This is a genomic window from Erysipelothrix sp. strain 2 (EsS2-7-Brazil), assembly GCF_016617655.1.
Taxonomy (GTDB): domain Bacteria; phylum Bacillota_I; class Bacilli_A; order Erysipelotrichales; family Erysipelotrichaceae; genus Erysipelothrix; species Erysipelothrix piscisicarius.
The window spans coordinates 15,621-30,134 of sequence record NZ_SCFT01000008.1 but is presented as its reverse complement, the minus strand read 5'-3'; the positions used below and the strand labels follow the sequence as shown (position 1 = coordinate 30,134).

Genomic DNA, 14,514 nt, shown 5'->3' with positions numbered 1-14,514 from the left:
CAAGATAATACAAAAAAACTACAAATTCGAATGAATAAAAAAAAGGATGCTTTCGCATCCTTATTATATAGATTAAATATGAATTGGCAATCCGAGTGAAATTTCAGATGCATCCATAACTGTTTCTGATAGTGTTGGGTGAGCATGGATTGTTAATGAAAGATCTTCAACATTCATGCGTGCTTCAACAGCTAATCCGATTTCAGCAATAATATCACTTGCTCCAACACCGGCTACTTGTCCACCAAGTAGTAATCCTGTGTCTTTTTCTGATATAAGTCTTACGAATCCTTCACCTGCATTAAGTGAAAGTGCACGACCGTTTGCACCAAATGGGAATTTTGATACTTTAACTGTTAATCCTTGATCTTTAGCTTCTTTTTCAGTTAATCCAACAGTTGCTAATTCAGGGTCTGTGAAACATACCGCTGGAATCGCAACATAGTCGATTTCTGAAGGTTGGCCTGAGATTGCTTCAGCAGCAACTTTTGCTTCGTATGAAGCTTTGTGCGCTAATGCTAAACCTGGAGTTACGTCACCAATAGCAAAGATATGTTTTTGGCTTGTACGTCCTTGTTTATCTACAGTAATAAGTCCACGTTCGTTTGTCTCAACACCGGCAACTTGTAAGCCAAGATCATCTGTGTTAGGACGACGTCCAACTGTAACCATAACGTAATCTGCTTCGATTGTAGCGGGTTTGCCATCTACTTCATAAGTAACAACAACTCCATCTTTTGTTTCTTTAGCATCTTTTGCCATAGCATTATTTACGATTGTAACGTCTTTTTTCTTAAATTCGTTTTCAACAAGTTTAATCATGTCTTTATCGAATTGAGGTAAGATTGAAGGCGCTCCTTCAAGAATTGTAATTTCTGATCCTAAATTAGCATAAACACCTGCTAATTCTGAACCAATATAGCCTCCACCGATAACAACAAGTTTCTTAGGAATTTCTTTTAAGTTTAATCCACCTGTTGAGTCAATGATACGTTTTCCAAATTTAAATCCTTTGATTTCAATTGGACGACTACCTGTTGCAATAATACAGTGTTTAAATGTATATGATTGAGCTGACTCATCATTTACAACACGTAATTGATGCGTGTCATTAAAGAATGCTGTACCACGGATGATTTCAACTTTATTTTTCTTTAATAACATTGCAATTCCAGATGTAAGTTTATTAACAACTTGCTCATCTTTCCATGCTTGTGTTTTTGTAAAATCAATTTTAACATTTTCGGCTGTAACACCAAATGTTTCTGAATTCATTGATTCTTGGTATCGATGACCTGCATTAATTAACGCTTTTGAAGGAATACATCCAACGTTAAGGCAAACGCCACCAATATTATCTTTTTCAATAATTGCTACTTTTTGTCCTAATTGAGCTGCACGAATTGCCGCAACATATCCACCAGGACCTGAACCAATAACAATTGTATCTAATTCAAGAGCTAAATCTCCTACTACCATGTACTATTCCACCTTCCAATTAAGATTCCATTAATAGAAGCTCAGGATTGTTTAACAATCTCTTGAGTTCGTTCATGGCATTTTGTGCTAGGGCACCATCGATGATACGGTGGTCGAAGCTTAATGATAATGCTAACATATTTCCAACGCCGATTGTTCCATCTGCTAGAACAACTGGTTTCTTATCAATACGTCCTACACCTAAGATCGCTACTTCTGGGTAGTTGATGATTGGTGTAAACCAGAGTCCACGTGCTGATCCAATATTACTAATTGTAATTGAACCATCGCGCATATCTGCTCCAGCTAATGTATTATCATTTGCTGCGGCTGCCAATGTTGAGATTTCTTTAGCAACTGTAAAGATTCCTTTTGAATCAGCATTTTTGATATTTGGAACATATAAACCGTGAGGTGTATCTGCTGCAAAACCAATGTTAATGAAGTTTTTGTAAACAATTTCTTGTGTTGAGTCATCAACACTTGAATTTAAGATTGGGTATTTACGCACAACTGCAGTTAGCGCCTTAACAATGTAAGGTAAGAATGTTAGTTTAACATCTTGTGCAGCTGCAATTTCTTTGAATTTCTTACGGTGATTTACAAGTTCTGTAACATCCACTTCGTCAAATAATGTAACGTGTGGTGCTGTTGCCTTACTTGTAACCATTGCTTTAGAAATTGCTTTACGTGTTGGTGTCATTTTTTCACGTGTAGTTGATCCTGTAACAACAACTGGAGCTGGTTTAGCTGCAGGTTTTGCTACTGGTGCTGTTTCAACGGATGGTGTAGCTTCAACGACTGGAGTTTCAACTGCTGGTGCAGCTGCGCCGCCTGCGATAAATGCTTCAACATCTGATTTACGGATATGTCCGTGTTTACCTGTTGCTGTAACAAGTGTTAAATCAACATTATTTTCACGCGCAAACTGACGAACCGATGGCATTGCTAGAACGCGTCCAGCAATTTTATTTTGTGCAAACGATTCACCATTTCCCGCAACAGCCTGGCTTGCAGTTGCAACTGGAGCTGCTGTTTGTGCAGGAGTTGATGCTGGTGCATGTCCTTCTGCCGCAAATTCAACGAGTGGTTGTCCAACTGTTGCCACTGTACCCGCTTCAATCATGATATTCATAATTTTTCCAGATACTGGGGATGGGATTTCTTGAACAAGCTTATCATTTTGAACTTCTAATAGTGGTGCATCTTCTTGGATGTCATCACCGACTTTAACGAACCATTGTACAATTTCACCTTCAGCGATACCTTCACCCACATCTGGCATATTAAACACAAATGATCCGGCAGCTGCTGCAGGTGCAGGTGCTGCTGTCTCTTCTTTAGCAGGTGCAGATGCTACTGCGCCTTCTGCTACGATTTCAACGAGATCGTCACCAACTGTAGCTACAGTTCCTGGTTCGACCATAATTTTTGTAATTGTTCCTGATACTGGGGATGGGATTTCTTGAACGAGTTTATCGTTTTGAACTTCTAATAGAGGTTCATCTTCTTTAATTGTGTCGCCTTCTTTAACGAACCAACTAACGATTTCTCCTTCAGCAATTCCTTCACCTACGTCAGGCATTTTAAATATAAATGACATTATGCACTTCGCCTCCTAAATTAATCAAAGTTAACAATTTCACGTACTTTATTAGTGATGTCTTCTTCGTTTGGTAACCAATCGTTTTCAGCTAAACCAAATGGGAAAATTGTATCTGGTGCTGCAACACGACCTACAGGTGCTTTTAATGTAAGAATTGCGCGTTCTGCGATTTCCGACATAACATGTGCGCCTACTCCGGCTTGACGTTGTGCTTCTTGTACAACAACTAAACGTCCTGTTTTCGTTACAGATTCGATAATTGTATCTAAGTCAATTGGTGAAACTGTACGTAAGTCGATTACTTCTGCAGAAATACCTTCTGCTGCAAGTGTTTCAACAGCTTTCATTGATTCACGAACCATTGCACCATAAGTAATAATTGTTACATCATTACCTTCTTTAACAACATTCGCTTTTCCTAAAGGAACTGTATAGTATCCTTCTGGAACTTCCTCACGGAATGAACGGTATAATTTCATGTGTTCTAAGAAAACAACAGGATCGTTATCTTCAATAGAAGCTAAAAGTAAACCTTTCGCATCATATGGGTTTGATGGGATAACCACTTTAATTCCAGGTGATTGTGCCATTAGACCTTCTAAGTTATCTGAATGGAGTTCAGGGGTGTGAACACCACCACCAAATGGTGAACGAATAGTAATAGGCATGTTACGTGTGTTTCCTAAACGGTAACGTGTACGTGCCATTTGTGCAACAACTGAGTCCATTACTTCGAATACAAAACCGAAGAATTGGATTTCAGGAATTGGACGGAATTTTTCTAATGCCAATCCGATTGCTAATCCACCAATACCTGATTCAGCTAATGGTGTATCAAATACGCGGTCTTCACCGTGTTTTTCTTGAAGTCCGTCAGTTGCACGGAATACTCCACCGTTTTTCCCAACGTCTTCACCGAAAATCAATGTATTTTCGTCACGTTCAAGGGCAATATCAAGCGCTTCAGTAATGGCTTGAATCATTGTTAGTTGTGCCATTATTTGTTACCCTCCTTGTTTTCAAAATATTCAATTTGTTCTGCAATAGTATTTGTTGGTTCTTCGAACATATTCTTCAAGAAGTCAGAAACTTTTTGTTTTGGTGCTGAATCAGCAAGTTTAACAGCTTCTTTGATTTCATCATCAATTTGAGCAATCAATTCAACTTCTTTTTCTTCGTCCCAAAGACCTTTTTCTGTTAAGAAATTACGCATTCTGATCAATGGATCTTTTTTATCCCATTCATCAAAACTTGCTTGCGTTCTGTATCGTTTTGGATCATCACCTGAAAGTGAGTGAGGACCGAAACGTGATGTCAGTGTTTCAATTAACACTGGACCATTTCCTTCAATTGCCCAATCACGTGCTGCTTTTGTTGCAACATAGACTGCTAGGGGATCCATACCGTCTACTTGAACACCAGGGATACCTGCAGCTGCTGCTTTTTGAGCAAGTGTAGGTGCTGCTGTTTGGACGTGACGTGGTGTTGAAATCGCATATCCATTATTTTGAATAAAGAACACTACAGGTGCTTTAAATGCTCCCGCATAGTTAAGACCTTCATAAGTATCACCTTGTGATGATCCACCGTCTCCTGTATATGTAAATGCTACTTGTGCTTTTCCACGTTTTTTCAGTGCAATTCCAGCTCCTGCAGCTTGAATAATTTGTGCACCAATAATAATTTGTGGTGGCATTGCATTGAAATCTTCTGGATAGTTGTTTCCTTCAACGTGTCCACGGCTCCATAAGAATGCCTTATGTAGTGGTAATCCGTGTTTTACTAATTGAGGAATATCACGATATCCTGGGAATAAAATATCCCCTTCATTAAATGCAAAGTGACTCGCCATTTGACTTGCTTCTTGTCCAGCTGTAGGAGCGAAGAATCCAAGACGTCCTTGACGTGCTAATGTAGTTGAACGGTCGTTTAATGCTCGTGACCATAACATATTTTCAAAGAGTTCTACTAACTCCTCATCTTTTAAGTCTGGTAACATTTCTTTGTTAACAACTTTCCCAGTTTCATCAAGAATCTGGAATGTTGGGTAAAGCTTTTCAACATTTTTCAGTTGAGCAGCGAAATCCAACGCTTTATCTTTCTTAACTTGTGCCATTGAAATTTCCATTTCCCTTCTATATCTTGCTTAGGTCATTAAGTGGTAATGCCTAATTACAGTTTAAATGTAACACGTAAGCGCATTTCATTCAACGATATTGCTACTTTCGAGCAAAATTCATTTGATGTTTGAACCTAATCAAACATCAACTCTAATAATTCCTCTTTTGTGATATTACCAAAGTATTTTCGTAAATCCATTTCCGAAAGCACGGCGTCGACATCGCTTTGTTTGAAACGAGCACCTTGAAGGCGCGCTTCGACATCCGCGACATCTTCTAATCCGAGGTAATCTCCAATAAATCGAACGTGATCGATATGGCCTTCGCTGACATCCATCAAGACTTCAACACGTCCGCCCGCAAATCGTTTACTGTTTTTAAGATTAAACTCTGGTGATGCACCATAAATCCAATCCCATGTGCCAAATCGGTTGATTGCCTCATACTCGATTTTCGCAATTTCTTCAGGTGCGAGAATAATTTCTTCATCTTGCCCCTTATTCGATAAAAAGTATTGTAACTCATCCCAGAAGGTTTTAAGATCAGTCCCTTCAGGTAAATGTTCCTTAATATTGGTTACTCGTGATCGCACTGATTTTACACCCTTTGATGTAATTTTATCAGGATCAACATTTAACGCTTGAACCATATCCTCAATATTAACATCAAACAACAACGTACCATGGTGCATGAGCTTTCCATTTGCCATGCGTTGTGCATTTCCTGAAATCTTAAGTCCATCAATTAAAATATCATTACGTCCTGACGCCTCCGCATTGATACCCATACTTGCAAGTGCATCAATAATTGGCTGAACATACTTTTTATAATTGACTTTTCCTGGGTCATCCACATTAATCACAAATGTAAAATTAAGATTTCCAAAATCGTGATACACTGCACCACCACCTGAAACACGACGTGCAACTTTGATTTTGTTATCATCAATAAATTTCTGATTAATTTCTTCGACGGTATTTTGATTTTTCCCAATAATTACCGCTGGCTCATTTTGCCATAGAAAGAAAAAATCCTCATCACAATTGATGTGCTTCATCGCATACTCATCAAGTGCTAAATTAAAATAAGGATTTGTTGATGGATTTTTTAAGTATCTCATACTTGTTACCTCACTCTCTATCTCCCACATCCACTTTCATTTTAAAGACCATTGCGATATAATTCAACTAAAGTGAATTTATATTTCACATTCACTTCGTTATCGTTTTGACAACTAAAAAGGAGATTAAATTATGGAATTCACATTACAAACACCCGCTATGATTTTTCCTGCAATTTCTCTGCTCATGCTCGCTTATACAAACCGTTTTGTCGTGCTTGCTGGGCTGATACGCGATCTTTACGAAAAACATCAAGATTCCCCAAATAAACAGATTCTCGCTCAGATAATTAACCTTCAAACACGGATGAAATACATTAAATCCATGCAGGTCCTTGGAGCTATGAGTTTTATTGGGGCTGTGCTTAGCATGCTCCTTACGCTCTTTGCACAATATAACGCAGCCATGGTTACGTTCTCTCATATAGTATTTGCACTCAGTTTAGTTCTACTTGTTATTTCATTGGTCTATTTACTAAAGGAACTTTCTATATCAATAGAAGCACTTACCATTCAGTTACAAGATATTAAAAATAAGAACGAAAACAATTAGCACTTACGTGCTTTTTTTATTAAATAGAATAAAGGAGTCCTATGAAAACAACAATCTACCTCATTCGTCATGGAAAAACATTATGGAATCAAGAGCATCGAATGCAGGGATCTAAAAATTCACCGTTAACGGACGAAGGGAAACAACAAGCCCTGCTCCTTCAAAAACGATTAGAACCAATATCATTTGACGAGATTATCGTAAGTACAAGTGAACGCGCACAAGAAACAGCATCCCTTGTCTTTCCGAATCAGTCGCTAAAATTAGAATCACGAATTCGTGAAATTGAAATGGGCGCTTGGGAAGGCGAACTGCACCAAGATGTTAAGCAGCAATACCCGAATCAATGGCATGCTTTTTTCAATAATCCACTTCACTACAGCCCCGTTGGTCATGGTGAACGGTTTAAAGATGTCCATCAACGCATCACCCCTGTGGTTGATGACATCAAAACGCAATATGCGGGGAAAACCATCGCATTGGTTTCGCATCGAATTACTCTTAAAGTTCTTACAAATTATCTGATCAATGAAAATTTAGAATCGATTTCATCTCAACAAGACTTCGATTCAACAAGTCTTACAAAAATTGTTATGGATGAAAATGGAACGCATCTCATTTATCGAAACGAAACATCTCATTATCAATAAAAAAAATCTCCTGAGGGAGATTTTTTAGTGCATTAAACGATTATCATCATTAACCAGTGTTATAAATTCCTTTACCGCATCAAAGATCATCTTTAACTCGTCGGGATCCATATTTTCAATATCACTTGAAATAAAATACTCAACGATTGGTAGGACATCCCCTTCTTCCATCGATTCTTTAAAAGCAGATACAAAGAGAACGATGCGCTCAGCAACTTCTTGATTTATAATTTTTGTTTCGATTTCTTGTTTAACTTCTTCAAAATTATCTTCAATTTCAAAAAGATTTATCGGACGAAACGGCGGTATGACAATTTGAATACTGGAATCGTAAGGATTACGATTTACGATAATTACTTGTGATTCTTGTCCTTGTTTCATAGTGTATCATCCTTTCTATAGTATTCTAACATACTTATATGTACATTGCATTTGCCTTAATACCGAGCGTATAATGGTGGAAAGGAGTGATATTATGAATCGAATCGAAAAACTAACAAACCTCATGCTCGAAAAACAACTGATTATCTCAGATAAAATGATGATTTTTTACTACACCGGATATCGTTTTGATGTTGGCGAACGCATGATCGCATTACTGGTTGGCAAAGACCATGAGCCCATTCTGTTTTTAAACAAACTTTTTGAGGCACCGAAAGATTTAAAGACGATTGTCTATGAAGATGGTGATGATACGACATCTCTTATTGAGACCCATCTGACCGACAACCAATTTGCCGTTGATGGGAATTGGCCATCACGTTTCTTAATCCCGTTTATTCACAAAGGGTATACCGTTGTAAATGGGTCGCCATATTTGGAACAAATCAGAACTATTAAAGATGATGTTGAACGTTCAACACTCATCGAAGCATCGCATCATAATGATCGCATTATGCTTGAAATGGAGCAGCTACTTAAAGTTGGCATGACGGAAATTGAACTCGCAGAAATTGTCCGTGAAAAACAGAGCGCAGCACCTTTATCGGGTGTGAGTTTTGATCCCATTGTCTTGTTTACTGAAAACATTGCCGATCCCCATGGTGTTCCATCAAATCGAGTTTTACGTGAAAATGATGTTGTTCTAATCGATATGGGTGGAATCTACCAAAATTATTGTTCTGATATGACTCGATGTTTTTTTATGGGTGAAAATCCTGAGATGGAACACCTCTATAAAATTGTACTTGCAGCGAATAAAGCTGGAATTAATGCTGTAAAACCCGGAGCACGCTTATCCGATGTTGATAAAGCAACGCGTTCGGTTATCGAGGCGGCCGGCTATGGTCCATATTTTGTTCATCGTACAGGACATGGAATTGGTATCGAGTGCCATGAAAACCTCGATGTTTCTTCAAAAAATGACCGCATCATTGAACCTGGAATGTGCTTCTCAATTGAACCTGGAATTTATATTCCAGGAACCGGTGGTATCCGAATTGAGGACCTCGTACATGTCACAAAGGATGGCGTCTTCGTCATGAACCAATGTAAGAAGGAGTTTACTGATATTAAAAAGTGAAACACTCGTGAAATGAACTCGTATTAATTTACATCTGTATCTTTAGGGGGTATGATGTATATGCAGTCATAAGATTGTAATGCTTTACATCCCCTCAAAGCATTTGGCAGCCAATGGCTGCCTTTTTTTATTAAAAAAGCTGATCATATTATGATCAGCTTTTCTTTTATCCAAATACTACATTAACAATTTGTTCTGTAGCATTACCACCATAGGTGACATGATTTTCTTTCATTACCTTAGTTTTCGCAACTTGTTCTTCATAATTCATCGATTTGATGTGTTCGATAAGATGCGCTTCATCACGAATGATACCACTAGGAATCACTGTCTCTAAATCAATATAAAATCCACGTTTTTCAGAATACGCTTCATAGTCATAACCAAAGCAGATTACAGGTCTTTCAAGGACACAATAATCAAAGATAATACTTGAGTAGTCTGAGATAAGGATATCTGAAATCATCATCAAGTCGTTTACACGAGGATACATCGTTCCATCATAGAAGAAATCATCAAAGGTAACGCCCATCAATTCATTGGTATAAGGATGCGTTCTTAAGATAACAACATATTCATCACCCAAGGCCTTTTTCCAAACGTCACAGTCAATGGGTGGTTTAATTTGATAACTCTTACCGAAGTCTTCACTATCCCGCCATGTCGGTGCATAGAGAATCACTTTTTTATCTTCAGGGATGTTTAAACTTCGTTTAATTTCGATAACTTTATCCGAATCCACATGGTACAATTCATCATTACGAGGAAGTCCTGTAGGGACCATTGACTCTGGACGTGCATTAAAGTCTCGATAATAGATGGGTCTTTCATTTTCCGCACTATAACAAATATAATCCGTATCGGACCAATCAAAATCGGTTCGACCCGCTACCGCATTGCCCATCTCATTAATTGCTACACCGTGCCATGTATTGAGAAAGACCGTCTTTTTCTTTTTAAAATGCAAGCCGCGTTCAATATTAACACTTGTAATCCAATACTGTGCTTTCAACGCAGTTTTAAAATATTGCCACGTGTCCGCTTTAACAAGATCGGCACCGTCGATTGTTTGTGTAACATCATCAACCGCCCATACAAAACGATACTGTGCGTATTTCGAATCTTTTTTCATATATTCATAAATGGCACGGGGACTATCGTTATAGCCGCGAGAGTTTGCAGATATTAAGATTAAATTTTCTTCAGTACGAATAAACAAACCAATAAATCGGAAGACCATGGACAGGGTCTTTGTAAATACGATTAACAAGACTTTATTGTGTTTTAATATATAATCAAGTTTTTTCTTCATTCATAACCTCCTTGAAAGGTTTTATATACATGGGGTATTATACTATAAATAATCAACAATTCCTATTCTCTTTGAAATAAAGAAAAGGTGCATCACACACCTTTCCCCAATTAAATTAACTCGATTGTTTGAATGATTTGAGGCTCAAGTGGCTTATCATTTCGATCGCGTTTAACATGAACGATTTCATCAACCACTTCAATACCATCCACAAGTTTACCAAAACTTGCATATTGACCATCTAAATGTGGTGCATCCTCAGCCATAATAAAGAATTGACTTCCAGCACTGTTTGGATCCATAGCACGTGCCATCGATAGAACCCCTTTACTGTGTTTTAAGTCATTTTTAAAACCATTTGATGTAAATTCACCTTCAATTTCATATCCAGGACCACCCATTCCTGTTCCATTAGGGCAGCCTCCCTGAATCATAAATCCAGGAATTACACGGTGAAAAATTAATCCATCATAAAACTTTTCTTCGATGAGCTTCACAAAGTTTGCAACCGTTTTAGGTGCGATGTCTTCATAGAGTTCGGCAGTCATGGTTTTACCACTATTCATTGTAATTTTAATTGTTTGTGTCATAAAAATACCTCCGTGACAATCATAGCAAAAGTGCTATACTTTTACTAGGAGGAATTCTTGAAAGGTTTAAAACCACATCTTAACAATATCGGTTCGTCGCAAGTCTTAGACTTACCTTTCGAAGTCAGGTCATCATAAACCCCTAAAGGACGTTCGCGTTACTTTTCTTAGTCCATGTTATAATTGAGATAAAGGAGCACATTATGTCACATAAGTATCGAATAATTAGTACTATAATTGAAGATCGTATTATGGATGGTATCTATCCTTCTAATACAAAAATTCCAACCGAAGAAGCTTTAATGCAGGAGTTTGATGTTAGTCGAAATACCATTCGAAAAGCCATTGGCCTCTTATCACGACAAGGTTATATTATCTCCGTTCAAGGAAGTGGTATGTTTGTTCGTGATGTGGATCATATCAATGCAATTAATTTAGAAAATTTTCATGGCTTATCCTCAAATCATAAAAAAAATCGAATCGAAACCAAAATCTTAGACTTTCAAGAGATTTCAGCCAATCGAGAAATTGCCATTGAGATGAATTGTGAAGTTGGAACCCAATTGTATTTTGTGAATCGATTACGAATCGTCGATGGCAATCGATGGGTTGTAGAGTATTCATATTTTAATCGTAATCTTATTCCGTATTTAAATCGAGAAATTATTGAAAATTCGATTTATTCTTATATTCAAGAGGGGCTAAGACAAGAAGTTGGGTATATTGACCGCTTAATTGAAGCGTGTTCTTTAGATAATACAAATGCGGAATTACTGGGACTGCATCTCGGTGATCCGGCTTTAAAAACAACCAGTAAGGCAATGCTTAAAAACGGAGAAATTTTTGACTATTCGATTGACTACCATCATTATAAGTATGCACGATTCTTAAAATTATCCAGTCCAATTTAAAAGGGAGCTATGCTCCCTTTTCTGCTTCAATCATCAATTTAATTTGTTGGAGTCGTCCCTTAAGTTGTTTACGAACTTTTTGTTTGATAAACGGAAGACGATATAACATTTCACCCTTACTCTTCTCATCATATGAAGAAATAAACGTGCCATCTTTGTCTTCAAAAAATTCATAATGGGTTGTAACGGTCTCTTTAGGGTTCTCGGATACAAATGCGAAATGTTTATAGCGGTCATGAATAATAACACGTTGCTTTAATTCAATATCACGACCATTCATGGTTTTAACCTTAGCCTTCATTTCACGATTCAGCATCTTTTTAGGGCTACACTTGAAAAGCTTTGCGAACTCAAGTTCGAAACGTTCCCATGCTTCTTCTAAAGGCGCCTCAATAAAAACTGTTTCTTTAAGCATACATTACCTCACTTTTCTTTATTATAACCGAAAAAACGATAAGTCTACGACTTATCGTTTTAAATTTAGATATCAACGATACCAAAAGAAAAATCATTGGATGAAAGGGCATGATTTTTTGCGCTTAAACGACATAAACCCATCAAATTTAAAATGCTACGACTGAATTTGAAAAATGAAAGAAACTATGCTGTCTCTTTTTTTAGTATTATTTTTCGAACCATAAGAAAACAAAGATAAAAAATAAAATAAACGGCCACAATTATATTTGTGTCCGGTTTCTCTATATAGAGAATAATCGGAAAAATTAATAAATAAATCGCGTTGGTATATTTGAATAGTTTTCTATTCCAACACCCTTTGGTCTCATTTACTATTAACACTAACATAATCATTATTAGCAATAAACACAGTATGCTTACGATGGTAAAAAACACATCGTGATTGTGAATCATCATAACCCTCCCCCAAAATTAGTTATACAGAGAATATCTTGGTATCATTGCGAGCAACTAAGCAATATCGAGTCCGAACTGATGCATCAAATGCGCCCTACTAGATCAACCCGTTTTATTTGACAGAGCATCCAAATCAGCCATTATCACAACCGTTTTGACGAATGATTTTTATTTATTACTGCAGCTGCGTACTTCTACAATTTTTAAAGATGTTCCCCTTCAATAATTTAAATGTACCATATCTTATTATTAATACAAGCTGATTGAAACAGAACAAGGCCTCTTTGTCAGATAAAATCGCATCTTATCGTTCGAGTTTGTGAAAGGATATAACCATCATTCGTCGTTAAGGCTACAGTCAAGACAAACCGAGAAATAAATACTCAAAGCTTACTCGATATTAAGACGTCTCGAGTAAAAGAAAAAGATAAGTCATAGACTTATCTTTTGTAGTTTTGTAAGGATTCAAGCACATCCGCATCGCATCGTTTACAGAATTCAGTAATGAGAGCAACTGTATCTGCGTAATCTTTACGATGAATAATACCTAAGTGTGAGTGAATGTAACGCGCAGGAATTGAAAGGGTTAACGTAATAACACCATCATGAACTTTATGGATTTCCCCTGAATCCGTTCCTCCAGCAGCCAGGATTTCAAATTGTGTATCAATATTCATCTCTTCAGCAAGATCTTGAAGGTAATAGAGAAGTCCTTTATGACCAATAACAGAACCATCCATCACTTCTAAAGTTGCACCGACACCCATTTTAATACGGTTATCTTCACCTGGTGTATCGGTTGCGATAGTGACATCAACAGCAAATGCAATATCTGGATTAATTGTTTGTGCTGCAGTACGTGCACCACGTAATCCAACTTCTTCTTGTACAGTTCCCACTGAGTAAATATGGGATGCTGTTTGTACATCTTTAAGCTGTCTCATAACATCGACAACAATAGCCGCACCAATACGGTCATCCCAAGCCTTTGACATTAAGAAGTTTGGGTTTGCCAACACGTGGAAGTCAGATTTTGGAGTTACGGTATCCCCAACTTGAATTCCTAATAATTCAACTTCATCTTTTGATGCTACACCAAGATCAACGAAAACCTCAGTGATGTCCATAACTTTATTACGTACCGCCGGAGTCATTCCGTGCGGTGCCTTGGAGCCTGTAACACCAACATACATTTTTCCATCACGTGTTTGAATTGTAACTGGTTGAGACAGCAAGACATGTGGCCACCATCCGCCTACTGGGTGAATTCGTAAAAAACCATTATCATCGATGCTACGAACCAAGAAACCCACTTCATCGATATGACCTGCTAACATAATCTTAGGTCCATTTTCAGCACCTTTTTTATGAGCAATAATTGATCCTAAATTGTCAAAACAGATATCATCCGCACTCTCTTCAACCCATGATTTAAAGACATTGGCAACATCTTTTTCGTGACCTGAGATACCATTTGTAAGCGTAAAATCAGCAAGCATTTCTAAATTTACATCACCATATGCTTCTTCAAGTGTAATATTTTTCTTCATATCATTCTCCTATTTCTAGACCCTCACTATAATCCAATAATCTTACAGTATTAAGACGGTAATTATGATGTAATACGACACCCTACAAAGATGCGACCGAATCATCTAAAATCAATGAATCCCTTAAACACATGTAACGTCAATTGGTGGGAATCAGAGAGCCTCTTTTTTCTAAACTATCATATCACAAACATTTCGTCAGAACACGAATTATGATAGCGAATATTC

14 protein-coding genes are annotated in these 14,514 nt (G+C 37.4%); 4 read left to right on the top strand and 10 right to left on the bottom strand.

Translation table 11 applies throughout. The annotated features are described in order from the left end of the window. Positions 1 to 72 precede the first annotated feature (72 nt). The 5 genes from lpdA to EPJ90_RS05090 all read right to left on the bottom strand — a co-directional run bounded on the left by lpdA (position 73) and on the right by EPJ90_RS05090 (position 6,325). The gene (gene lpdA, locus EPJ90_RS05110; protein WP_161636695.1) at positions 73 to 1,479 is read right to left on the bottom strand and encodes a dihydrolipoyl dehydrogenase; all 1,407 of its coding nucleotides are present in this window, start codon (positions 1,477 to 1,479) and stop codon (positions 73 to 75) included. A gap of 19 nt (positions 1,480 to 1,498) precedes the next feature. After that, entirely contained in the window at positions 1,499 to 3,082 is a 1,584-nt protein-coding gene (locus EPJ90_RS05105) for a dihydrolipoyllysine-residue acetyltransferase (RefSeq protein WP_161636696.1), read from the bottom strand. A gap of 20 nt (positions 3,083 to 3,102) precedes the next feature. Then, positions 3,103 to 4,083, bottom strand: coding sequence for an alpha-ketoacid dehydrogenase subunit beta (locus tag EPJ90_RS05100; protein WP_125164787.1), 981 nt, complete (start codon positions 4,081 to 4,083; stop codon positions 3,103 to 3,105). Further along, a complete protein-coding gene (gene pdhA / locus EPJ90_RS05095; RefSeq protein ID WP_161636697.1) occupies positions 4,083 to 5,213 on the bottom strand; it encodes a pyruvate dehydrogenase (acetyl-transferring) E1 component subunit alpha in 1,131 nt (376 codons plus the stop codon). Before pdhA ends, EPJ90_RS05100 begins: the two co-directional genes overlap by 1 nt. A gap of 125 nt (positions 5,214 to 5,338) precedes the next feature. After that, positions 5,339 to 6,325, bottom strand: a complete 987-nt coding sequence (locus EPJ90_RS05090; RefSeq protein WP_161636698.1) for a lipoate--protein ligase — start codon at positions 6,323 to 6,325, stop codon at positions 5,339 to 5,341. A gap of 133 nt (positions 6,326 to 6,458) precedes the next feature. Between EPJ90_RS05090 and EPJ90_RS05085 the strand changes: the two genes are divergently transcribed. Next, the gene (locus EPJ90_RS05085) at positions 6,459 to 6,878 is read left to right on the top strand and encodes a DUF2721 domain-containing protein (RefSeq protein WP_161636699.1); all 420 of its coding nucleotides are present in this window, start codon (positions 6,459 to 6,461) and stop codon (positions 6,876 to 6,878) included. A 41-nt stretch (positions 6,879 to 6,919) separates the two neighbouring features. Further along, positions 6,920 to 7,528, top strand: coding sequence for a histidine phosphatase family protein (locus tag EPJ90_RS05080; protein ID WP_161636700.1), 609 nt, complete (start codon positions 6,920 to 6,922; stop codon positions 7,526 to 7,528). 24 nt (positions 7,529 to 7,552) lie between these two features. Here EPJ90_RS05080 and EPJ90_RS05075 read toward each other — a convergent pair whose 3' ends face one another. Then, positions 7,553 to 7,909, bottom strand: a complete 357-nt coding sequence (locus EPJ90_RS05075; protein ID WP_161636701.1) for a hypothetical protein — start codon at positions 7,907 to 7,909, stop codon at positions 7,553 to 7,555. Between the two features lie 94 nt (positions 7,910 to 8,003). Between EPJ90_RS05075 and EPJ90_RS05070 the strand changes: the two genes are divergently transcribed. Continuing rightward, entirely contained in the window at positions 8,004 to 9,050 is a 1,047-nt protein-coding gene (locus tag EPJ90_RS05070; RefSeq protein ID WP_161636702.1) for a M24 family metallopeptidase, read from the top strand. Between the two features lie 166 nt (positions 9,051 to 9,216). On the opposite strand, the gene EPJ90_RS05065 is transcribed toward EPJ90_RS05070, so the two are convergent. Both EPJ90_RS05065 and EPJ90_RS05060 read right to left on the bottom strand, forming a co-directional pair. Beyond that, positions 9,217 to 10,362: a CDP-glycerol glycerophosphotransferase family protein gene (locus EPJ90_RS05065; RefSeq protein ID WP_125164791.1), complete on the bottom strand. Its 1,146-nt coding sequence runs from the start codon at positions 10,360 to 10,362 to the stop codon at positions 9,217 to 9,219. Positions 10,363 to 10,472: 110 nt separating this feature from the next. Continuing rightward, a complete protein-coding gene (locus EPJ90_RS05060; protein WP_125164792.1) occupies positions 10,473 to 10,952 on the bottom strand; it encodes a peptidylprolyl isomerase in 480 nt (159 codons plus the stop codon). Positions 10,953 to 11,155: 203 nt separating this feature from the next. Here EPJ90_RS05060 and EPJ90_RS05055 point away from each other — a divergent pair, with 203 nt between their 5' ends. After that, complete coding sequence (locus EPJ90_RS05055) at positions 11,156 to 11,863, top strand: GntR family transcriptional regulator (protein ID WP_161636703.1); 708 nt, start codon at positions 11,156 to 11,158, stop codon at positions 11,861 to 11,863. A gap of 7 nt (positions 11,864 to 11,870) precedes the next feature. Here the strand turns inward: EPJ90_RS05055 and EPJ90_RS05050 are convergent, their stop codons facing one another. Both EPJ90_RS05050 and EPJ90_RS05045 read right to left on the bottom strand, forming a co-directional pair. Next, a complete protein-coding gene (locus EPJ90_RS05050) occupies positions 11,871 to 12,278 on the bottom strand; it encodes a hypothetical protein (RefSeq protein ID WP_161636704.1) in 408 nt (135 codons plus the stop codon). An 898-nt stretch (positions 12,279 to 13,176) separates the two neighbouring features. Further along, the gene (locus tag EPJ90_RS05045) at positions 13,177 to 14,286 is read right to left on the bottom strand and encodes a M42 family metallopeptidase (protein ID WP_003773008.1); all 1,110 of its coding nucleotides are present in this window, start codon (positions 14,284 to 14,286) and stop codon (positions 13,177 to 13,179) included. Positions 14,287 to 14,514 lie beyond the last annotated feature (228 nt).

Coding starts and splice junctions, on each gene's coding strand:
- EPJ90_RS05055 (WP_161636703.1), top strand. CDS start 11,156: ATGTCACATAAGTATCGAATAATTAGTACTATAATTGAAGATCGTATT.
- EPJ90_RS05065 (WP_125164791.1), bottom strand. CDS start 10,362: ATGAAGAAAAAACTTGATTATATATTAAAACACAATAAAGTCTTGTTA.
- EPJ90_RS05105 (WP_161636696.1), bottom strand. CDS start 3,082: ATGTCATTTATATTTAAAATGCCTGACGTAGGTGAAGGAATTGCTGAA.
- EPJ90_RS05100 (WP_125164787.1), bottom strand. CDS start 4,083: ATGGCACAACTAACAATGATTCAAGCCATTACTGAAGCGCTTGATATT.
- EPJ90_RS05085 (WP_161636699.1), top strand. CDS start 6,459: ATGGAATTCACATTACAAACACCCGCTATGATTTTTCCTGCAATTTCT.
- EPJ90_RS05070 (WP_161636702.1), top strand. CDS start 8,004: ATGAATCGAATCGAAAAACTAACAAACCTCATGCTCGAAAAACAACTG.
- lpdA (WP_161636695.1), bottom strand. CDS start 1,479: ATGGTAGTAGGAGATTTAGCTCTTGAATTAGATACAATTGTTATTGGT.
- EPJ90_RS05090 (WP_161636698.1), bottom strand. CDS start 6,325: ATGAGATACTTAAAAAATCCATCAACAAATCCTTATTTTAATTTAGCA.
- EPJ90_RS05080 (WP_161636700.1), top strand. CDS start 6,920: ATGAAAACAACAATCTACCTCATTCGTCATGGAAAAACATTATGGAAT.
- EPJ90_RS05050 (WP_161636704.1), bottom strand. CDS start 12,278: ATGCTTAAAGAAACAGTTTTTATTGAGGCGCCTTTAGAAGAAGCATGG.
- EPJ90_RS05075 (WP_161636701.1), bottom strand. CDS start 7,909: ATGAAACAAGGACAAGAATCACAAGTAATTATCGTAAATCGTAATCCT.
- EPJ90_RS05060 (WP_125164792.1), bottom strand. CDS start 10,952: ATGACACAAACAATTAAAATTACAATGAATAGTGGTAAAACCATGACT.
- EPJ90_RS05045 (WP_003773008.1), bottom strand. CDS start 14,286: ATGAAGAAAAATATTACACTTGAAGAAGCATATGGTGATGTAAATTTA.
- pdhA (WP_161636697.1), bottom strand. CDS start 5,213: ATGGAAATTTCAATGGCACAAGTTAAGAAAGATAAAGCGTTGGATTTC.